Here is a 19839-nt window from a genome sequence, read left to right as displayed (position 1 = left end):
AGGTCGGCGGCCTGGGCGAGGCAGGGCGCGCCGACGCTCGCTGCGAGCGCGAGGCGGCGCACCAAGGCCGAGTGCTTGGAGCGGGCCATTAACGTTTCCTTCACTCGAATGCGAGCCGGAAGCTGTGTTCGCACGCTCCGGAAGACAATCGAAAGGATGAACGCAAGAACTTAAGCCGGGCTTAACGTTAAATCTTAGACCCACGGAATCGCGCCGCCGTGAACGGAGGCCGGGACCTCAGGGCGCCGGGGGCGGCCGATCCCCGATGAAGAGGCCGTGCCGGCGCAGGCCGTCGGCGAGCCGGCGCAACTCCGCGTCCCGCCGCGCCGACGCCCGGGACGCCGCCCCGTGGGCGGCGTGCAGGATCTCGTGGATCGTGCCGAGACGGCGGGCGGAGGCGAGCCCGTCGAGGACGAGCGGGCTCGCCTCCGCCGGGCCGGGCGCATCCACCACCGTGCCGACCCACTCGCGGATCGAGCCGTCGACGTTCTCGACCGGCACCTCGCGCACCTGCATCCAGCGGTAGTCGCCGTCGATGTGGCGCACCCGGTAGGCGAGTTCCACGGGCTCGCGGACGCGTCGCGCGGCGGCCCAGATCCCGAGCGTGCGCGCACGGTCGTCCGGGTGCAGCGCGTCGAGCCAGCCGCGCCCCAGGAACATCTCGGCTTCCTGGCCGGTGCGCTCGGTCCAGCCGTAGCTGTGCGTGATCTGGCCGTCGGGCGCCGCCCGCCACTCGATCACCGCGCTCGCCCGAACCAGCGCGAGGTAGCGTTGCTCGCTCTCGTGCAGGGCGCTCCCAGGGTCGGGGATACGCACCGCGCCGCCCACGCCATCCCCGATGACGTCTTCGATGACGCCCCCGGTGGCGGCGCCCGGCACGGCCCCCGGACGGCCGGCTCGGCGGAACACGGGCTCGTAATGGCCGCGCGGCAGTTCGACCCGTACGCTGCCGACGCGGCCCGGCTCATCGTAGATGGCGGCGAGTACGCCCCGCAGCCGCCGCGCCTCCACGCGGACGATGGCGTCCGTGACGGGATCGAAATCCGGGGGGCGCCCCAGCGCCTGGGTGGCGATCGTGTACGCCTTCAGGCGATGGCCGCGCCCGCCGAGGCTCTCGCGCACGATGTAGCCGAGGAAGGCCGAGAGCTGCGGCGCCTTGCGCATGGCCGGATGCTGCAGGAGGGCGGCGACTTCCGCGGAGATCTCGCCCGGCTCGATCGTGCTGCGGTCCATCTGTGGGTGCGCGTGCCCCGCGACTGGAAACGCGATCGCTAGCACAACTTTTAGTAGAAAAACAGGCTCTCGATGAGGCCCCGCACGGGAACCGGGCGGCGCGTCCCGACTCCGTTCCGCCCCGGCGGCTGCGGCCCGGTGCGCGCCCGACGCGGAACGGAACGGATGGCGGTCCGGCTCCGTTGGCTTCGGAACGAGTGCCCTTTCGGCCTCACGGGAGATCTCAGTCCATGGCCCTCAAGATCCTGTCCGCCCCGCTCCTGGTTCTGGCTCTCGCGGCCGGCGGCCTCTCGGCCGCGCAGGCGCAGAGCAACACCTCGACGCCGGGGGCGCCCGCCGGCGACAGCGGCGGCAACGCCTCGACCGGCAGCACCGCCGCGCCGAGCGGCAAGTAACCAGGGACAAGTAACCAGGGGCAAGTCGCGAGCGGGCAAGTCGCGAGCGGGCGAGTACCCAGCGGCCGGCTCACCGCCGAAGCCCGACCGAGGAGCCGCGCGCCCGCCGTGCCCTGATCCCCGGGCCGGCCCCCGGCCGGCCCGGCGGGCGCCGGGACCCGTTCAGGCCCGGCAACTCTCGAACCCGGCGCGGATCGCCTCCGCGTCGAGGTTGCGCCCGATGAACACCACCCGGGAGACCCGGGGCTCGTCGGCGCGCCACTCGGCCTGCACATCCCCGTCCAGGATCATGTGCACGCCCTGGAAGACGAATCGCTTCGGCTCGCCCGGGAAAGCGACGATGCCCTTGCAGCGCAGGATGTCCGGCCCCTGGACCTGGGTCAGGTTGGAGATCCAGGGCATGAACGTCTCCGGGTTCACCGGCCCGTCGATCCGGGCCGAGACCGACCGGATCTCGCTGTCGTGGTGATGATGGTGGCCCGCCTCGAGGAACTCGGGCTCGAGATCGAGGATGCGGCCGAGATCGAAGGCGTTGCGCTCCAACACCGCGTCGAGGGGGACGGCACAGTCCTTCGTCCGATGGATCTTGGCGAAGGGGTTGATCGCCCGGATCTCCCCCTCGACGCGGTCGAGTTCGGCCGGCGTGACGAGGTCGGACTTGTTGAGCAGGATCACGTCCGCGAAGGCGATCTGGTTGCGGGCCTCGGGTGCGTCCTTCAGGCGGTCGGTCAGCCACTTGGCGTCGGCCACCGTCACGACGGCGTCGAGGCGGGCGGCCTCGCCGACGTCCTGATCGACGAAGAAGGTCTGGGCGACGGGGGCGGGATCGGCCAGTCCGGTCGTCTCGACGATGATCGCGTCGAACTTGCCGCGGCGCTTCACCAGGCCGTCCATGATCCGGATCAGGTCGCCGCGCACCGTGCAGCAGACGCAGCCGTTGTTCATCTCGAACACTTCCTCGTCGGCGCCCACCACGAGGTCGTTGTCGATGCCGATCTCGCCGAACTCGTTGACGATCACCGCGTAGCGCCGGCCGTGGTTCTCGGTGAGGATCCGGTTGAGCAGCGTCGTCTTGCCGGCGCCGAGATAGCCCGTGAGCACCGTGACGGGGATCTTGGCCGAGGCCGGCGACGTGGCAGCGGGGGACGGGGCGTCGGACATGGCTTCCCTTCGGCTTCACTCTTCGGGCGGGTTCCTCGCCCGCGGGCGCCGCGCCCGGGGGCGAGGCCGTGACCTGTCATATCGTTACGCGCGCGCCGGATGGAAGGCGGCGGGAGGCCGGCGCAGGCCGAGGCCGCGGGAGAACGCCCCACTCTGGAAATGAACAGAAATTGTTCAGCAATGGGCCGGCTTTCGTAGGACTTTCCGTGACTTGAACAAAAATTTGCGGCCCACCGAGGCAGATTTCCGTGGCATTGTTCAACCCAGGCGGGTAAATTCCAACACCCAACGACCGGGTCCGCCGAATGAACCACGACGTCACTCCCAACCATCCCGGGCGGCTCAGGCATGATGTCGACCAGATGCCGGCCGACACGCGCACCGGAGGCCGCGATGATTGATGGGACCCCATTTCGGACCGGCGATGCGACAGACGAGCGGCTGGCGCGGATCGCCGAACTCGTCGGCCGCCCCGTCGAGGCTTTCCGGGCGCCGGAGAGCGATGCCCTCGGCGAGGCCCTCGAACTGGTGAAGCTCTGGGAGCGGATCGACAGGGCCGGCCGCGCCCGCCTCCTGGCCTGCGCCCGCGCCGAGGCGACCCGCACGGGCGACCCGCAGCGTCCGGCCGCGTCGGCGCGCGCGTCGGTGTGATCCGGCGCCGGCCGCGGCGCACGCTCCGCGGAGCGCGCCCCGGCCGCGTTGCGGGCGCGAGGACTCGATCGGACGAGGCAAAGCCGCCGCGCAGCCGCGCGATCCCCCGCCCTTAACGATCTGGTCAGCCTGTTCCGGGAGGGTGCGCGCCCGGATCAGCAGAGGAATGAGCATGTCCGACACGATCGACACCGTGGGCGTCGCGGGCGACCGCATCCGCTCCATCATCGAGCGCATCGAGCGGCTCGACGAGGAGATCAAGGACCTGATGGAGGCCAAGAAGGAGATCTTCGCCGAGGCCAAGGGCGAGGGTCTCGACGTGAAGGTGCTGCGGGAGATCCTGAAGCTGCGCAAGCAGGACAAGGACGAGCGCGACGAGCAGGAGAGCCTGCTCGAACTCTACCTGCGCGCCATGGACGCACCGAGCCCGGCACCGATCGCCCAGGCCGCCTGACCACCGCGGCCGCGCGACGGCCGGCCGGCGCGGGGTCCCACGGGGGCTCCCGCAGCGGCCGGCCGCCGCGCCGGAACGGTGCCGCCCGAATCCTGGGGAGCGCGGCCATCGGGCGCGGACCCGGGAGTGGGGCTCGCGGGTTCTGAAGGGACATCGCCGCGAGGGGGCAGCGGCCGCGGGCAGCGGCGGGTGCCGCCTGCGAGGGCCCCTGCGATCCATCGAGCACCCATCGAGCACCCATGGCCAAGCGGAAGACGAGAGCCGAGACCCAGCCCGAGACCGAGGCGCCGCTCGTGCCCACCGGCGCGCTGGCGGTGGCCCTGCTGGGCCTCGCCGGGCAGGGCGCCCCGCTCGTCCACGTCGCCCGCGACGAGCGGCGCCTGGAGGCGATCGCCGCGATCCTGCGGGCGCTCGCCCCGGATCTCGGCGTCGCCATCCTGCCGGGCTGGGATTGCCTGCCCTACGACCGCGCCTCGCCGTCGCGGGGCGTGATGGGCGCGCGGGCCGGCGTGCTGCGCTGGCTCACCGACGCGGAGAATAGACCCGACATCGTGCTGACCACGCCGCCGGCCCTGATCCAGCGGGTGCCGCCGCCCGCGACCTGGGCGGACGCCCGCGTCCTGATCCGCGTCGGCGACACCCTGGACGCGGAGGCGATGACGGCCGCGCTCCGGCGCCTCGGCTACATCCTCGACGACCGGGTGGACGAGCCCGGCGAGTTCGCGATCCGCGGGCGCACCCTCGACGTGTTCCCGGCCGCCTCCCCCCTGCCCTGCCGGGTGGAGCACGACGGCGCCCGGGTCGCGCGGATCCGGGCCTACGACCCGCTGACGCAGCGCTCGCACGAGGAGACCGCGGAGCTGGTGATCGACCCGGCCACCGAGATCATCCTCGCCCCCGGCTCCGAGGAGCGCCTGCAGCCCTTCACCGGCCAGGAGCACGGGCTCGCCCGGTTCTACCCGGCGCTGCCCTGCCTGCTCGACGACCTGCCCGAGGCCCGCTTCGTGGTCGAGGCCGGGGCCGAGGCGCGGGCCGAGGCCTTCTTCGAGCAGATCGCGGACGGGCGCGAGAGCGGCGAGGCGGCCAAGGGTGGCGGCCAGGCTCGGGGTCGGGCGGATCAGGATCCGCTCTACCTCGCTCCGGAGGAGTGGGCGCGGCTCCTCAGGGAGCGCCGGCTCGCGGCTGCCACCGAGGAGGCGGACGCGTCCCTGGCCGCCTTCGTGCGCCAGTCGCGCCCGACCGCCGCCTTCACCAAGACGCTCCGGGACCGCCTCAGGGCGGGCGACCGGATCGTGCTCGCCGGGCCGGAGCGGTCGCTGCGCCGTCTGGTCCGGCAGGCCGAGCGCTCGGGCGAGCGCCGCGTGCGGTCCGTGCCGGACTGGGCGACGGCGGAGCGCGCCCGCCCCGGCGAGATCGTCGCGCTCGCTCTGCCGCTCGATGCGGGCTTCCGGGTGCCGGAGGCGGGCATCAGCGTGTTCGCGGCGGCCGACCTCTACGGCCAGCACGCCGGCGCGGCGGGACAGCGGGCCGCGACCCTGCCGCTCGGCGAGGTCGAGCTGCGCACCGGCGACGTCGCGGTCGATCGCGACAACGGGCTCTGCATCTTCGAGGGCCTGGAGCGGGTCGGCGGGAGCGAGGCCCTGCGCCTGCGCTTTTCCGGGGACGACGTGCTGATGCTGCCCGTCACCCAGGCCGACCGGGTCTGGCGCTACGGCTCGGACCCGGAGGCGGTCGGCCTCGACAAGCTCGCTTCCGCCTCCTGGCGCCGGCGCCACAGCGAGGCGGAGGCCACCATCGCCCGCACCGCCCGCGTCATGGTGGGGCTGGCGCAGGAGCGGGCCGATGCCAGTGCCCCGGCGCTGCGCCCGCCGGAGCGGGAGATGGAGCGCTTCGGCGCGGGCTTCGGCTTCAGCCTGACGCCGGACCAGGCCGCCGCGACGGACGCGGTGCTGACCGACCTCGCCTCCGGCCGGCCGATGGACCGGCTGGTCTGCGGGGATGTCGGCTTCGGCAAGACCGAGGTGGCGCTGCGCGCGATCGCGGCGGCCGTCTTCGCGGGCAAGCAGGTCGCGCTGGTGGCGCCCACCACCGTGCTGGTGCGCCAGCACGTGCAGACGCTGGAGCGGCGGTTCGGCCGCTTCGGGATCGCGGTCGCGCAGCTCTCGCGCCTCGTCGGCCCGGCGGAGGCGAAGCGGGTGAAGGCGGGGCTCGCCGACGGCTCGATCCGTGTCGTCGTCGGCACCAACGCGCTCGCGGCCAAGGGCGTCGCCTTCGCGGATCTCGGCCTGACCGTCATCGACGAGGAGCAGCGCTTCGGCGCGAAGATGAAGGAGTCGCTCCGCGCGCTCGCGGGCGGCGGCCACGTGCTGACGCTCACCGCCACGCCGATCCCCCGCACCCTGCAATCGGCGCTGGTCGGCCTGCGGGCGCTCAGCGTGATCGCCACGCCGCCCGCGGTGCGTCAGCCGATCCGCACGGTGATCGCGCCGTTCGAGGCCGAGACGGTGCGGGCCGCGCTGATGCGCGAGCACCGCCGCGGCGGCCAGAGCTTCGTGGTCTGCCCGCGCATCGAGGACCTCGAGCCGATGGCCGAACGCCTGAGGGCGATCGTGCCCGAACTCGCGATCGTCCTGGCGCACGGCGAGATGAAGGCCGCCGCGATGGACGCGGCGATGATCGACTTCGCCGACGGCGCGGGCGATGTGCTGCTCGCAACCTCCATCATCGAGAGCGGGCTCGACGTGCCGAGGGCCAACACGATGCTGGTCTGGAACGCCGAGCGCTTCGGGCTGGCGCAGCTGCACCAGCTGCGCGGCCGGGTCGGGCGCGGCCAGCGCCGGGGCGCGGCCTACCTGCTGAACGATCCCGAGCGCCCGCTCTCCGCCGGCGCCGAGAAGCGCCTGCGCACGCTCGAGGCCCTCGACCGGCTGGGGGCGGGCTTCACCATCTCGGCGCGCGACCTCGACCACCGCGGCGCGGGCGACCTCGTGGGCGACGCCCAGGCGGGCCACGTCCGGCTGATCGGGCTCGGCCTCTACCAGCACGTGCTGCAGCTGGCGCTCCGCGCCGCCAAGGGCGAGCCGGCGGAGGACTGGCGGCCGGAGATCAACCTGGGGCTGGAGGGGGCGATCCCCCACGACTACATGCCCGAGCCCGAGATCCGGCTCGGCCTCTACACCCGCCTGCTGCGGGTGGGCTCGACCCAGGAGATCGACGCGCTCTGCGCCGAGACCGACGACCGCTTCGGACGGATGCCGGAGGGGGTCGAGACGCTGGTGACGCTCGCGCGGCTGCGGGTCCAGTGCGGTGCGCTCGGGATCAGCCGGCTCAGCGGCGGCCCGCAGGGCGTCGCGGCGGATTTTCGCGAGGCGGGCCGGATCCGGGCGCTGGCGCTCGACGGCGACCTCGCGGTGCGGGACGGCCGGGTGATCCTGAAATGCACGACGCGGGACGCGGCCGAGCGCGGCCGCCTCGCCGTGGAGCTGCTGGAGCGCATCGCCGAGGCCTGCGAGGCGGCGGCCTGACGCCGCCGCCCGCGCATCCGCCCGTCAGGCCATCTGCTTGCGGGCGAACAGGGCTCCGGCGAACGCCACGGCGGAGCCGGCCGCGACGATGCAGATCATCAGCAGGCGCCGCGGCTGGGTCGCGGATTCGGCCATCACCGGCGGCACGATCAGGCTGAAGAACTCGATCTGGCGCGCCGCGATGATGCGGGCGCGCTCGTTGGCCGCCAGCACGGCGGCGTAGTATTTCTCGGCGTTCTTGCGCTCGTTGTCGAGCGCCTCGAAGCGGGTCAGCGCGTCGGCGAGGACGCGCTTCTGCTCGGCGTCCTGGCTCGTCGCGGTGCGCTCGATCCGCGCGATGTTCTCGTCGAGATCGCGGATCTGCGTCTTCATCTCGATGATGCGGTTCGAGTTCGGCCCGAGGTCGCGCTGCGCGACCGAGAGCTGGATCGATTTCTCGACGCGGGCAGCGCGCAGCTCGCCGATCGTCTTCAGGTTCGCCTCGTTGGTCTTCTGCGCGTCGAGCACGCCGTCGCGGTTGCGCAGGTCGCGCACCTCCAGGCGGACCTTGCGCATGCGGTCCTCGGCGAGCTTCAGCTCGCGGTTGCTCTCGGCCACCGCGTCCATGCGGGCGTTGAGGCTGAGCCGGTTCACCACCGCCTCGGCCTCCTTCAGGATGGCCTGGACGAGCGTGAACGATTCCTGCGGGTCGAAGGCGTTGACCGTGAGGACCATGACGCCGGAGCCGGACTCGACGGTGATGGCCACACGCTCACGCCAGTAGTGCAGGAACCTCTCGATCGGCTTCTCGGGATTGAAGCGGGAGAGGATGTCGATGCTGTCGCGGCTGAACCACGCGCGCAGCGGCAGTTCCTTCTCCAGTGTCTCCAGCATCGGCCGGCTGAGCACGTACTGGTAGGTGATCAGGGTGTCCTGGGCGATGAGTTCCTTGGGCACGCCCGAGTTGGTGCCGACCGAGTCCGGGTTGGCCTTCTCGGAGCCGCCGAGCGCCGGGCGGATCGCGAACTGCGCCTCGGTGACGTAGCGGTCGGAGGCGATCAGCCCATAATAGACCGCTCCCATCAGGGTCGGCAGCACGAAGCAGACCACGAACAGCACGGGCAGCCACGGGTCCCGCTTCACGTGGCTCTGGTAGGAGCGGATGCCCTTCCGGCGGTCGGCGAAGCGCGACATCCGGGCGAACTGCCGGAGCGACTCGGCCACCGCGTTGGACTTGTCCGCGGTGGTAAGCGGCTGACCCTGCGGGTTGCGGATCTCGACGTTCATGGGGCTGTTCGTGTCCAGGTCCGGGGGCCGTGTCCGGGGCGAGTCGCCTCGCATGCCCGCGCGGCGAAACCATGTCCGCAAACGCCACGGTCCGCCAGCGCAGTCCTCGCGCCCGCCCGGCGTTCAGGCGTTCAGGCGGCGGTAGACCTCGATGGCGTCGTTGACGTCCTCGTACACGATGGCGCGGCCGTTGAGCAGGACGATGCCCTGCTGGCACCACTCGCGGATCGTCTCCATCGAGTGCGAGACCATGATGACGTCGGCGTTCTTGCGGCGCTGGGAGAAGACCTCGGTACAGCGCTTCTGGAAGCGCGCGTCGCCCACTGCCGTGACCTCGTCGATCAGGTAGCAATCGAACGGGATCGCCATGCTCATCCCGAAGCCGAGGCGCGCGCCCATGCCGGAGGAGTAGGTCCGGATCGGCACGTCGAGATAGCTGCCGAGTTCGGAGAAATCCTCCACGAACTCGAGCACCCGCTTCGGGTCCTCGCCGTAGATGCGGGCGACGAAGATGACGTTGTCGCGCCCCGTCATCTGCGGGTGGAAGCCGCCGCCGAAGCCGAGCGGCCAGGAGACCCGCAGGCCCCGGTGGATCCGGCCCCGGGTCGGATCCTCGACCCCGCCGATCAGGCGCATCGTGGTCGACTTGCCGGCGCCGTTGATGCCGAGGATGCCGTAGCTGATGCCGGGCTTCAGGGTCAGCGAGACCCGCTCCAGGATGGTGCGGCGGTGGCCGTCCGTCTTGTAGATCTTGGTGACGTTGTCGAAGCGGATCACCGGGAAGGGGCCCTGCGGGATGGCGCCGCCCTGGCGGGCGGGTTCGGTGCGCGGCTTGGCCGGTGAAAGCGGCGAATCTGAGGATGGCGCGCCTCGCCTGGACGGGGCGCGGGTCCCGCCTCCCTGCCGTGCGGGACAGCGGGATCCGCGATCCTTGGAGCCTCCTCCGGAACCGGCGGCCCTACCGGAACGGCGGCTCGTCGAAGCTCCTCAGCTTGCGCGAGTGCAGGCCGTGGCGGTCGGCACGCAGCACGTCGAGGGCGGCGAGCCCGATGCGCAGGTGCTCGCCCACCGCCCGCTCGTAGAAGGCGTTGGCCGCGCCCGGCAGCTTGATCTCGCCGTGGAGCGGCTTGTCCGAGATGCAGAGGAGCGTGCCGTAGGGCACGCGCAGGCGGTAGCCCTGCGCGGCGATCGTGCCGCTCTCCATGTCGACGCCGATGGCGCGGCTGAGGTTGATCACCCGCCGCTCCTGGGTGAAGCGCAACTCCCAGTTCCGGTCGTCGTAGGTGACGACGGTGCCGGTGCGCAGGCGCCGCTTGAGGGCGTCGCCGTCCTCGCCCGTCACCTCGGCCGCGGCCGCCTGGAGGGCGAGCTGCACCTCGGCGAGCGCCGGCACCGGCACGTCGGGCGGCACCAGCGCGTCGAGGATGCGGTCGCGCCGGAGATAGCCGTGGGCCAGCACGTAGTCGCCCATGCGCTGCGACTGCCGCAAGCCTCCGCAATGGCCGACCATCAGCCAGCAATGCGGGCGCAGCACCGCGAGATGGTCGGTGATCGTCTTCGCGTTGGAGGGGCCGACGCCGATGTTGACGAGCGTCGTGCCCTGCATGGCGCCGTCCGGCCCGCGCGCCACGAGATGGTAGGCCGGCATCTGGAAGCGGTGCCAGGGCGAGGCCGCGATGAGGGCTGCAGGATCCGCGGAGGCCGCCTCGGCCCGGCTCACCCGCACGCCGCCGGGCAGGATCAGTTCCTCGAAGCCCTCCGCGCCCGAGGCCAGCCGCTCCAGCCCGTGGCGGACGAACTGATCGACGTAGCGGTGGTAGTTCGTCAGCAGGATCCAGGGCTGGACGCAGGCCCAGTCGCTGCCCGTGTAGTGTACGAGGCGGCGCAGCGAGTAGTCGACGCGCACCGCGTCGAAGAGCGCGAGCGGGCGCGGGGCGTCGCCCCGCTGCTCCCAGAGCCCGTCCGCCACCTCGTCGCCGACGACCGAGAGCAGCGGCACCGGGAACCACGCGGCGAGGTCGGCGCCGTCCGGCGCCCGCCGGCTCGGGCCGATGCCGGCCTCCAGCACGTAGGGGTACGGGATCTCCTGGGCGCTGAGCCCCACCTCGAGCGAGACCCCGTAATCCTCCACCAGCGGCCGCAGCTGCTGGATCAGGTACTCGCGGAAATGCGCGGGCTGCGTCACGGTCGTGGCGTAGGTGCCGGGCGCCTGGAGCTTGCCGGTGGCCCGGCTGATCCGCGGCATCGGTCCGCTCGGCTGGTAGGTGACGCGGATCTCCGGATAGCGGAACTTCAGCCGCTCGGCCGCGTCCGGCGGCGCCCCGCCGTCGAGATAGCGCGCCAGCGCGGCTCGCAGGGCCTGCGTCGCCTCCGCGTGCAGGGCGACCAGGCGCTCGACCGCGACGCCCACCTCCGCAATGGCCTCCATCGGCCGCAATTCCTCGACCAAGCCGCTCTCCTTCCAGCACGCCAGCGTCCCTTATACCGCGCGGGCACACCCCGCGTCGCGGCTTGCGGCGCGGCCCCGGGTGGCCGAAACGCGGAGGCGACGCATGACCCCGAAAGGCACCCCGTGAGCCAGGACGACGATTTCGGGCCCCGGCCCGGCGAGGAGAGCGTGGCGCTGCCCGAGCGCTTCGACGCGGGCCTCCACTTCATCGGGCGCCTGCGCACGCCGTGGACGCGGCGCGCCGCGTGTCCGAAGAACGGGACGCAGAGCGAGGCGGTCTGCACCGCGGTGGTCGATCCGCCCTACGCGCCGGCCCTTCAGGACATCGAGGGCGCGAGCCACCTGATCCTGCTCTACTGGATGGACCGGGCGGACCGGACGCTGGTCCGCCAGCGGCCGCGCCACGCGGACGGCAGCCGCGGCACCTTCTCGCTACGCTCGCCGGCCCGCCCGAACCCGATCGCGCTGGCCGTGGTCGAACTCCTCAGGCGCGAGGGCGACAGCCTGCGGGTGCGCGGCCTCGACTGCCTCGACGGCACGCCCCTCCTCGACATCAAGCCGTACTACGCCACGACCGACGCGCGGCCGCAGGCGACGGTGGACCGCGCGGGCACGCGGTGAGGCGCGCCGTCGCGGCCGTCGCGGCCGCGGGCCTGCTCGTCGGGCTCGGCTGGATCCTCGGCGGGAGCGTTCGCGGGCCGGCGTTGGATGCGCGCCAGTACGGGCAGGGCCGCCTCGCCGCGGTCCAGCAGCATCTCGACGAGGCACCGGCCGGGTTCGTGTTCGTCGCGGGCGACAGTCAGGCCGAGCTGCAGAGCCCGGCCCAGCGCCCCTGCGGGCTCGAACTCGTCAACGGCGGGATCGCCGGCGCGAATGCCGAGGCCTACGCGGATTTCCTCGCGGGCCTGCGCTTCCCCCGCCGCGCCCGCGCCGCCGTGCTGGCGATCGGCACGAACGACCTCGTCGCGAAGAACCGGCCGGGCCGGGCCGAGAACGCCGTACGGTTCGAGGCGGCGAGCGAGCGGATCCTGCTCACGCTCACGCGGCACGCGGACCGGGTGGTGGTGGCGGCGCTGCCGCCGATCGGGCGCGCGCTCGGCGGGCGGCTCGATGCGAGCTCGGTGGCTCCCTACTCGGCGCGCCTGCGGGCTGTCTGCGCCCGACTGGGCTGCCGAATCGCCGATCCCTACGCAAGCTTGCGGGACGGGGAGACCGGCTTCGCGCTCCCCGGCGCGATGGGCAACGGGCTGCACGTCGCGGCCTACCGGCCGGTGATGCAGGCGCTGGAAGCGGAGATCTGCGGACCAACCGCCCCGTGAGATAGCCTCACGCCTCCCGTGCCGGCGGCCGGATGCGGTAGCAGCCGACGTAGAGCGCGGGCAGGAACAGCAGCGTCAGGGCGGTCGCCGCCAGGATGCCGCCGATCATCGCGTAGGCCATCGGGCCCCAGAACACCTCGCGGGCGATCGGGATCAGGCCGAGGCTCGCCGCCGCCGCGGTCAGCAGGATCGGGCGCATGCGGTGGCGGGTGGCCTCCACCACGGCGTCCCAGGGGGCCAGCCCCTCCGCCTCGCACTCCTCGATCTGGCTCACCAGGATCACGGCGTTGCGCACGATGATGCCGATCAGCGCCAGGATGCCGAGGATCGCCACGAAGCCCATCGGCTTGTCGAAGAGGAGCAGCGCCGGCACGACGCCGATCAGCCCGAGCGGGGCCACCGAAAACACCAGCAGCAGCTTCCCGAAGCTTTGCAGCTGGATCATCAGGAACACCGCCATGGTCAGCAGCATCACCGGCACCACCGCGGCGATCGGGCCCTGGCCCTTGGCGGCCTCCTCGACGGCGCCGCCGGTCTCCAGGGTGTAGCCCTCGGGCAGGGCCTTCGCGAAGGCGTCGATCTCCGGCTTCAGCGCCGCCACCACGGTCGGCGGCTGCGTCGTGTCGGTGATCGCGGTCCGCACGGTGATCGTCGCCACGCGGTTGCGCCGCCAGACGATCGGCTGCTCGAGGTCGTAGTCGATCCGGGCGAAGGCCAGCAGCGGCACCGCCGTGCCGTTGGCGAGCGTGACCTGGAGGCTCTGGAGCGTGTCGAGCGAGGTGCGCTCGGCCGCCCGCGCCCGGCCCACCACGTTCACGAGGTAGATCGAATCGCGCACCTGCGTGATCGTGGTGCCGCCGACGACGCCGTTGAGGATGCCGGCGATGTCCTCGCTGGTCACGCCGAGCTGGCGCGCCTTGTCCTGCAGGATCTCGACCCTGAGCACCTTGCCGGGCTCGTTCCAGTCGAAGGTCGGCACCGCGACGTGCGGGTTCTTCGCCACCACGCTGGCGAGGCCGAGCGCCTGCTCGCGCAGCACCTGGATGTCGGGCCCGCTCAGCCGATACTGGATCGGGCGTCCGACCGGGGGCCCCAGCGCGAGCGCGTTCACGAACACGTCGGTGCCGACGAAGTCGCGCTTGCCGAACGCCTCCAGGCGCCGGAACACGCGGTCGCGCGCCGCCAGCGACTTCGTCACGATGACGATCTGCCCGAAGAAGGCGTTGTCCAGCTGCTGGTCGAGGGGCAGGTAGAAGCGCACGGCGCCCTGGCCGACATAGGACGACCAGCGCTCGATGTCGGGATCGCCCTTCAGCCGCTCCTCGAAGCGGTCCATCTGGGACTTGGTCTCGGTGATCGTGGCGTTCTGCGGCAGGGTCATGTCGACCAGGATCTCGGTGCGGTCCGAGGCCGGGAAGAATTGCTGCTGGACATGGGTCATGCCGAACAGGGCGACCCCCATCAGCGCGACGCAGATCGCCACGGTCGTCCAGCGGAACCGCATGGCCACGCGCAGCACCGCCAGGAAGGCACCCGCGAGCCGGCCGGGAGGCGGCGCGCCCGCATGGCCCTCCGGGGACGCGTGCGTCTTCATCGTCTTCGGCAGCAGGGTCACGCCGATCAGCGGCGCGAACAGCACGGCCACGATCCACGAGACGAGCAGCGAGGCCGCGATCACGACGAAGAGCGAGTAGGTGTACTCGCCCGCCGACGAGCCGTTGAAGCCGATGGGCAGGAAGCCCGCCACCGTCACCAGCGTGCCGGTGAGCATCGGGAAGGCGGTCGAGGTGTAGGCGTAGGTCGCGGCCTTGCGCAGGCTCTCGCCGAGTTCGAGGCGGGCCACCATCATCTCGACGGTGATCATCGCGTCGTCGACGAGGAGGCCCAGCGCGATGATGAGGGCGCCGAGCGAGATGCGCTGGAGCGTCACGTCCATCACCTGCATCACCACGAAGGTGATGGCGAGCACGAGCGGGATCGACAGGCTGACCACGAGGCCCGCGCGCAGCCCGAGGCTCACGAAGCTCACGCCGAGCACGATCACCACGGCCTCGACCAGCGCCTTGGTGAAGCCGCCAACCGCCTCCTCGACGATCTTGGGCTGGTCCGAGACGAGGTGGACGCCGACGCCGATCGGGAGCTTGCCCTCGATCAGCCGCATGCGCGCCTTCAGATCCTCGCCGAAATGCAGGAGGTTGGCGGAGGGCCGCATGGCGATCGCGAGGCCGATCGCCGGCTTGCCGTCGACGCGGAACATCGCGGCCGGCGGGTCTTCGTAGCCGCGGCTGATCTCGGCCACGTCGTAGAGCCGGAAGAAGCGGTCGTTGACGCGCAGGTTCAGGCCGAGCAGCGATTCCTCCGAGGCGAACTGCCCGCTCACCCGGACGGAGACGCGCTCGGGGCCGGCCTGGACGACGCCCGAGGCGGTGACCGCGTTCTGGGTCTGGAGCGTGCGGATCAGCGACTGGATGTCGATGCCGTAGCCGGCGAGCTTGCGGGTGGCGAAGTCGAGGTAGATCGTCTCCTTCTGGGTGCCGAGCAGCAGGGTCTTGCCGATGTTGGGCACCTTCAGGATCTCGGTGCGCACGCCCTCGACGTAGTCGCGCAATTGCCGGTGGGTCAGCCCGTCGGCCGTGAAGGCGTAGACGTTGCCGTAGACGTCGCCGAACTCGTCGTTGAAGAACGGGCCCTGCACCCCTTGCGGGAAACTGCCCTGGATGTCGCCGAGGCGCTTGCGCACCTGGTAGAAGGCCGGCTGGATCTCGGCCTTCTTGGTGGTGTCGCGGAATTGCACGAACACCGTGGCGTTGCCGGGCGTGGTGTAGCTGCGCACGTAGTCGAGCGCGTTGATCTGCTGCAGCTCCTTCTCGATCCGGTCGGTCAGCTGCTCCAGCGTGTCGCCGATCGTGGCGCCGGGCCAGACGGCCCGGACCACCATGGTCTTGATCGCGAAGGGCGGGTCCTCCTCGCGGCCGAGCTTGCCGTAGGCGAGCGCGCCGGCCAGCAGGCAGACGCCCATCAGGAACCAGACGAAGGAGCGGTGGCCGAGCGCCCAGTCGGAGAGGTTGAAGCCCGTGCCCGCCGGGGCGTCGGACGCGTCGCGCGGCGCGTGCATCTCAGAGAGCCTCGTCGGCGAGCCGGACCGTCTGGCCCTCGCTCAGGGAATGGGTGCCGGCGACGACGACGCGCTCGCCGGGCTCGACGCCGCCGGTCAGGGCGGCGAAGCCTTGGCTGCGCCCCGCGACCGTGACCGGCCGGCGCGCGACGCGGGTGCCGGCGGCGTCCACCACCCAGACCGCGTCCCGGCCCTCCGCCGAGAGGATCGCGGCCTCGGGCAGCACGACGTGCGGCGGGACCTTGCGGGTCAGCCCGACCGTGATGGTCGCGCCGAGCCGGAACGCCTCCGGCGGGTCCTGCAGCGTCATGCGGATGCGGCGGGTGCGGGTGCTCGCGTCGGCGAAGGGGGCGACCTCGCGCACGGTGCCGGTCGCGGTGACCTCGGGGGCGCTCTGGAGCGCCACGGTGAAGCGCGCGTCGCGCGGCATGGCGCCGAGGAGGTCCTCGGGGATGTCGACCACCGCCTCGCGCACCTCGGGGCGGGCCACCGTCACGATGGTCTGCCCGGCGGTGACGTCCTGCCCGACCTCGGCCCGGCGCTCGGTGACGACGCCGTCGAAATCGGCCTGCAGCTCGGTGTAGCCGATCTGGTCGCGCGCCTTCTGCAGGCCGGCCTGCATCTGGGCGAGCCGCGCCTGGGTGGTGTCGCGGTTGGCGGTGGCGGTGTCGAGCTGGGCCTGGGTGACGTTGCCGCCCTCGAACAGGCGGCGCACGCGCGCCTCGGTGGCGGCGGCGTTCTCCGCCTGGGCGGTGGCGTCGGCCACGTCCGCCTCCGCCCGGGTCAGGGTGAAGCGCGTCACGATCGGGTCGAGGGCGGCGAGGCGCTGCCCTTTGCGGACCACGTCGCCCACCGTGACGTCGCGCGCGACGACGCGCCCGCCGATGCGGAAGCCGAGCTGGGACTGGTAGCGCGGCTCGATCGTGCCGGCGAAGGGGCCGAACCGCTTCGTATCGACCACCTTGGCCACGGTGTAGAGCACCGGGCGCACCGGCGCGGGCGCCTCGGCCGCCTCCTGCTTGCAGCCGCCGAGCGCCAGCAGGCCGAGGGCGGCGATCGCGATCGGACGTCTCATCGTCCGGCCTCCGCGAGCGTCACCGCGAGGCCGGGACGCAGGAACTGGATACCGGCGATCACGACCTCCTCGCCCGGCCTCACGCCGTCCTTCAGCGCGATGGAATCCGGGGCGTAGCGCTCGATCGCGACGACGCGCGGCTCGACGGTGCTCGTCGCCGGGTCGCGCACCCAGATCGCGGGCCGGCCGCGCCAGCGGTAGAGGGCCGACCAGGGCAGGACCACAGCCCTGCGCTCGGCGAACCGGCCGCGCCCGATCACCACGGCGCCCAGCGACATGCCGGGCGGCGTCTCCCGCAGCCCGACCTTCACCCGCACCGTGCCGGAGGCCGGATCGACGCTCGGCGCGATCTCGCGCACGGTGCCGACGCCGCGCACATCCGGATCGGCCTGGAGGGTGACCTCGACGGTCCCCGAAGCCGGCGGGCCCGCCAACAGGGCCTCGTAGACGTTGAAGACCGCGTCGCGCGGGCCGTCCTGCGCGACGGTGAGGACGGACTGCCCGGCCTGCACCACCTGACCGGTCTCCAGCGACCGGCTCAGCACGATCCCGGCGACGCCGGCCCGCAGCTCGGTGTACGAGAACTGCTCGCGGGCCGTGCCGAGGGCGGCCTTGGCCGACTCGACGGCGGCCTGGCTGACGCGCAGCTGCTGCTCGGCGTTGTCGTAGCTCGGACGGGTGGTGAAGCCGCTGGCGAGCAGCGATTTCTGGCGCTCGTAGGTGAGCTTGGCCTGCGTCGCCTGCGCCTCCGCCGACGCCAGCACGGCCTCGGCGTTGGCGAGGTTGGCGCGCTGCTCCTGCGGGTCGAGACGCGCCAGCACCTGGTTGGCGGTGACGTGATCGCCGACCTCGACTTGGCGCTCGGCGATCTTGCCGCTGGTGCGGAACGAGACGCTGGTCTGCGCCTGAGCCTGGATGTCGCCGGTGAAGACCGCCTCGGAGGCGACCGACGTCTCGGCGGCGACCTGCGTGCGCACGAGCGTCTGTGCGAGGAGCGGCACAGCTTCGGAGGCGGCGGCGGGCGCGCCGCCGGCGAGCGCCAGGAGGCCCAGCAAGGCGCAGGACTTCGGGTACGATCCGGACACGGCTGCCTGAACCTCGCAACGGGGCTGCGGTCTATCGCGGCGCCGACATATCCGCTATTCTACCGACCGTCCAGACGGTTTCTCAACGGACAGGGTACGATGGCGCACATCCGGCGCGCGGATCGCGCGCAGATCATCCTCGACGCGGCCGAGGCCTTGCTGCGCCGCTCCGACGCGCGGACGCTGACGATCGATGCCGTCGCCGCGGAGGCGTGCCTGAGCAAGGGCGGGGTGCTGCATCACTACGCCTCGAAGGACGCGCTGATCGCGGCGCTGGCCGCGCGGCGCGTCGGGCTGATCCGCGACGGCATCGCCGCGCTGCTGGCCGAACAGCCACCCGGGCCGGCGGCGCTGCCGCTGGCGGCGGTCGCACACGCGCGGCAGGTCTATGCCGAGGAATGCGGCTTTCCCGACGCGCTTCTGGTCGCGTCCGCGGAGAACCCCGCGGCGGTGGCGGGCTTCCGCGCCTTCCTGGCCGATCTCTTGGAGCAGATGGCCGCACTCGGCTGCCGGCCCGGCGCGGGCGAGGCGCTGATCTTCTCGATCCTCGGACTGATGCTCACCCGCTCCCTCGGCTTCCACAGGCTCGACGGAGCGGAGGCCGGACGGCTGTTCGACGCGCTGGAGGCGCAGGCGCGGATCCTGGCGGTGGAGGGAGATGGGGGCTGATACCGTTCCCGGTCGAAGAGTTCGGTTTGAGGCATCGTCTCAGGACGAAGCACGGGTCCCCATCCCATAGGGAGAGGTCCGCTTTCGCAGAATGCCGGGTGAGGGGTATGACGTGACAGATGAGGGCTGGACCTGAACGCGCATCGACCGCGTGTTCAGTCCTGTGAGGTCATACCCCTCCCCCCAACCCTTTCCCTATGGGAGAGGGGGCGCGGCGCGGCTCACCGCGGCCGGCCGAACCGATCAACCGGAGACCGTATCAGGCGTTCGCGTCGAGCCAGGCCACCACGCCTGACAGGTCGAACCCCCGCTCCGTCCCGAAGGCGCGCACGTCCTCGCGCCGCATCCGCCCCGCCAGGACCTCGCCGATCACCCAGAGGGTGAGGGAGCGCGTGCCGCCGCGGCAATGGGCGAGAACGGGGCCGGGCGACGCCTCGACGGCCTCGTGGAAGCGCAGGGCCGCCTCACGGGTGATGGTCGGGCCCGTCACCGGCAGGTCGAGATAGGCCATCCCGGCACCCTCGGCCGCCCGCCGCTCCGCCGCGGAGCCGGGCTGAGCCGCCTCCTCGCCGTCCGGCCGGTTGTTGATCACGAGGCGCACGCCGCGCCCGGCCAGCGCGGCGATCTCCGCCTCGCTCGGCTGATCGGCGACCGAGAGCTTGTCCGTGACGGGTGTGATCTTCATCGCGATTCTCGACGTGCGTGGCGCGCGGGCGTCGGCGTCAATTGTTGGCCGTGCGGAAGGTGTCGCAGGAGCGGGTCTGGCCGCTCTTGTAGCCGGCCATGAACCAGCGCTTGCGCTGCTCCGAGGAGCCGTGCGTGAAGGAGTCCGGCACGGCGTAGCCCTGGGAGGCCTCCTGCAGCTTGTCGTCGCCGATGGCGCTCGCCGCCTGGAGCGCCTCGTCGATGTCGCCGGGCTCCAGGGCGTTCCACTTGTCGTTCGAGTTCTTGGCCCAGACGCCCGCGAGGCAGTCGGCCATCAGCTCGACGCGCACCGAGAGCGCGTTCGCCTCGCGCTTGCTCGACGCCTGCTGCTGGCGCGCCTGGACCTTCGGCAGGATGCCGAGCACGTCCTGCACGTGGTGGCCCACCTCGTGGGCGATCACGTAGGCGTAGGCGAAATCGCCCTTCACGCCGAACTTGGTGGCCATCTCCTTGAAGAAGGAGGTGTCGAGATAGACCTTCTTGTCGAGCGGGCAGTAGAACGGGCCCATCGCGGCCTGCGCCGAGCCGCAGCCGCTGCGCGTGCCCCCGGTATAGAGCACCATCGTGGTGGGCGTGTACTGCTTGCCGGTCTGGTTGGGCAGGATCTGGTTCCAGACGTCCTCGGTGTTGCCCAGGATCTTCGAGGCGAAGCGGCCGGCATCGTCGGTCGGCTTCTGATTGCGGCGCTGCTGCGTCTGCGGATCGACGCGCTCCTCGCGGCTCTGGCCGCCGCCCCGG

17 protein-coding genes are annotated in these 19839 nt (G+C 72.1%); 7 read left to right on the top strand and 10 right to left on the bottom strand.

What is annotated here, in order from left to right; all coding sequences use genetic code 11:
• Positions 1–237: 237 nt before the first annotated feature.
• The gene (locus AX737_RS12530) at positions 238–1233 is read right to left on the bottom strand and encodes a PAS domain-containing protein (RefSeq protein ID WP_066921771.1); all 996 of its coding nucleotides are present in this window, start codon (positions 1231–1233) and stop codon (positions 238–240) included.
• Positions 1234–1463: 230 nt separating this feature from the next.
• On the opposite strand from AX737_RS12530, the gene AX737_RS34345 reads away from it, so the two are divergent.
• Positions 1464–1628, top strand: coding sequence for a hypothetical protein (locus AX737_RS34345; protein ID WP_197430557.1), 165 nt, complete (start codon positions 1464–1466; stop codon positions 1626–1628).
• Between the two features lie 162 nt (positions 1629–1790).
• Here the strand turns inward: AX737_RS34345 and AX737_RS12525 are convergent, their stop codons facing one another.
• A complete protein-coding gene (locus AX737_RS12525) occupies positions 1791–2789 on the bottom strand; it encodes a GTP-binding protein (protein ID WP_066921769.1) in 999 nt (332 codons plus the stop codon).
• A gap of 393 nt (positions 2790–3182) precedes the next feature.
• Between AX737_RS12525 and AX737_RS12520 the strand changes: the two genes are divergently transcribed.
• The 3 genes from AX737_RS12520 (at position 3183) to AX737_RS12510 (ending at position 7418) form a co-directional block, all read left to right on the top strand.
• Positions 3183–3440: a hypothetical protein gene (locus tag AX737_RS12520; RefSeq protein ID WP_066921767.1), complete on the top strand. Its 258-nt coding sequence runs from the start codon at positions 3183–3185 to the stop codon at positions 3438–3440.
• Positions 3441–3612: 172 nt separating this feature from the next.
• Positions 3613–3894 carry a DUF2312 domain-containing protein gene (locus tag AX737_RS12515; protein ID WP_066921779.1) on the top strand — a complete coding sequence of 94 codons (282 nt, stop codon included), beginning with the start codon at positions 3613–3615 and terminating at the stop codon, positions 3892–3894.
• Positions 3895–4133: 239 nt separating this feature from the next.
• The gene (locus AX737_RS12510) at positions 4134–7418 is read left to right on the top strand and encodes a DEAD/DEAH box helicase (protein ID WP_082773009.1); all 3285 of its coding nucleotides are present in this window, start codon (positions 4134–4136) and stop codon (positions 7416–7418) included.
• Between the two features lie 24 nt (positions 7419–7442).
• Here the strand turns inward: AX737_RS12510 and AX737_RS12505 are convergent, their stop codons facing one another.
• The 3 genes from AX737_RS12505 to AX737_RS12495 all read right to left on the bottom strand — a co-directional run bounded on the left by AX737_RS12505 (position 7443) and on the right by AX737_RS12495 (position 11112).
• Positions 7443–8684, bottom strand: a complete 1242-nt coding sequence (locus AX737_RS12505) for a capsule biosynthesis protein (RefSeq protein WP_066921765.1) — start codon at positions 8682–8684, stop codon at positions 7443–7445.
• Positions 8685–8807: 123 nt separating this feature from the next.
• Complete coding sequence (locus AX737_RS12500; protein ID WP_066921763.1) at positions 8808–9461, bottom strand: ABC transporter ATP-binding protein; 654 nt, start codon at positions 9459–9461, stop codon at positions 8808–8810.
• 181 nt (positions 9462–9642) lie between these two features.
• Positions 9643–11112 carry an AMP nucleosidase gene (locus tag AX737_RS12495; RefSeq protein ID WP_066921773.1) on the bottom strand — a complete coding sequence of 490 codons (1470 nt, stop codon included), beginning with the start codon at positions 11110–11112 and terminating at the stop codon, positions 9643–9645.
• Between the two features lie 144 nt (positions 11113–11256).
• Between AX737_RS12495 and tsaA the strand changes: the two genes are divergently transcribed.
• Complete coding sequence (gene tsaA, locus AX737_RS12490; protein ID WP_066921762.1) at positions 11257–11754, top strand: tRNA (N6-threonylcarbamoyladenosine(37)-N6)-methyltransferase TrmO; 498 nt, start codon at positions 11257–11259, stop codon at positions 11752–11754.
• Positions 11751–12452: an SGNH/GDSL hydrolase family protein gene (locus tag AX737_RS12485; protein WP_066921760.1), complete on the top strand. Its 702-nt coding sequence runs from the start codon at positions 11751–11753 to the stop codon at positions 12450–12452. Before tsaA ends, AX737_RS12485 begins: the two co-directional genes overlap by 4 nt.
• Before the next feature lie 7 nt (positions 12453–12459).
• Here the strand turns inward: AX737_RS12485 and AX737_RS12480 are convergent, their stop codons facing one another.
• From AX737_RS12480 to AX737_RS12470, 3 genes are read right to left on the bottom strand one after another with little or no spacing between them, the layout of a single operon-like run.
• A complete protein-coding gene (locus AX737_RS12480) occupies positions 12460–15567 on the bottom strand; it encodes an efflux RND transporter permease subunit (RefSeq protein WP_066921758.1) in 3108 nt (1035 codons plus the stop codon).
• A gap of 1 nt (position 15568) precedes the next feature.
• Complete coding sequence (locus tag AX737_RS12475; RefSeq protein WP_066921756.1) at positions 15569–16642, bottom strand: efflux RND transporter periplasmic adaptor subunit; 1074 nt, start codon at positions 16640–16642, stop codon at positions 15569–15571.
• Positions 16639–17727, bottom strand: coding sequence for an efflux RND transporter periplasmic adaptor subunit (locus tag AX737_RS12470; protein WP_066921754.1), 1089 nt, complete (start codon positions 17725–17727; stop codon positions 16639–16641). The genes AX737_RS12475 and AX737_RS12470 overlap by 4 nt, the downstream gene beginning before the upstream one ends.
• 99 nt (positions 17728–17826) lie before the next feature.
• Here AX737_RS12470 and AX737_RS12465 point away from each other — a divergent pair, with 99 nt between their 5' ends.
• Positions 17827–18396 (top strand): TetR/AcrR family transcriptional regulator, encoded by a 570-nt coding sequence (locus AX737_RS12465; protein ID WP_066921752.1) that lies wholly within the window; start codon positions 17827–17829, stop codon positions 18394–18396.
• Positions 18397–18655: 259 nt separating this feature from the next.
• Here the strand turns inward: AX737_RS12465 and AX737_RS12460 are convergent, their stop codons facing one another.
• Both AX737_RS12460 and AX737_RS12455 read right to left on the bottom strand, forming a co-directional pair.
• Positions 18656–19081 (bottom strand): TIGR01244 family sulfur transferase, encoded by a 426-nt coding sequence (locus AX737_RS12460; protein WP_066921751.1) that lies wholly within the window; start codon positions 19079–19081, stop codon positions 18656–18658.
• A 37-nt stretch (positions 19082–19118) separates the two neighbouring features.
• Positions 19119–19839: neutral zinc metallopeptidase (locus AX737_RS12455; RefSeq protein WP_066921749.1), on the bottom strand; the 721-nt coding region annotated here is incomplete at its 5' end.

Origin of the sequence: Methylobacterium sp. CCH5-D2, assembly GCF_001556475.1 — a bacterium.
GTDB classification, from domain to species: domain Bacteria; phylum Pseudomonadota; class Alphaproteobacteria; order Rhizobiales; family Beijerinckiaceae; genus Methylobacterium; species Methylobacterium hispanicum.
This window is presented reverse-complemented; position numbering and strand designations above follow the sequence as displayed.

Coding starts and splice junctions, on each gene's coding strand:
- AX737_RS34345 (WP_197430557.1), top strand. CDS start 1,464: ATGGCCCTCAAGATCCTGTCCGCCCCGCTCCTGGTTCTGGCTCTCGCG.
- AX737_RS12475 (WP_066921756.1), bottom strand. CDS start 16,642: ATGAGACGTCCGATCGCGATCGCCGCCCTCGGCCTGCTGGCGCTCGGC.
- AX737_RS12480 (WP_066921758.1), bottom strand. CDS start 15,567: ATGCACGCGCCGCGCGACGCGTCCGACGCCCCGGCGGGCACGGGCTTC.
- AX737_RS12525 (WP_066921769.1), bottom strand. CDS start 2,789: ATGTCCGACGCCCCGTCCCCCGCTGCCACGTCGCCGGCCTCGGCCAAG.
- AX737_RS12520 (WP_066921767.1), top strand. CDS start 3,183: ATGATTGATGGGACCCCATTTCGGACCGGCGATGCGACAGACGAGCGG.
- AX737_RS12530 (WP_066921771.1), bottom strand. CDS start 1,233: ATGGACCGCAGCACGATCGAGCCGGGCGAGATCTCCGCGGAAGTCGCC.
- AX737_RS12460 (WP_066921751.1), bottom strand. CDS start 19,081: ATGAAGATCACACCCGTCACGGACAAGCTCTCGGTCGCCGATCAGCCG.
- AX737_RS12465 (WP_066921752.1), top strand. CDS start 17,827: ATGGCGCACATCCGGCGCGCGGATCGCGCGCAGATCATCCTCGACGCG.
- AX737_RS12510 (WP_082773009.1), top strand. CDS start 4,134: ATGGCCAAGCGGAAGACGAGAGCCGAGACCCAGCCCGAGACCGAGGCG.
- AX737_RS12505 (WP_066921765.1), bottom strand. CDS start 8,684: ATGAACGTCGAGATCCGCAACCCGCAGGGTCAGCCGCTTACCACCGCG.
- AX737_RS12515 (WP_066921779.1), top strand. CDS start 3,613: ATGTCCGACACGATCGACACCGTGGGCGTCGCGGGCGACCGCATCCGC.
- AX737_RS12495 (WP_066921773.1), bottom strand. CDS start 11,112: ATGGAGGCCATTGCGGAGGTGGGCGTCGCGGTCGAGCGCCTGGTCGCC.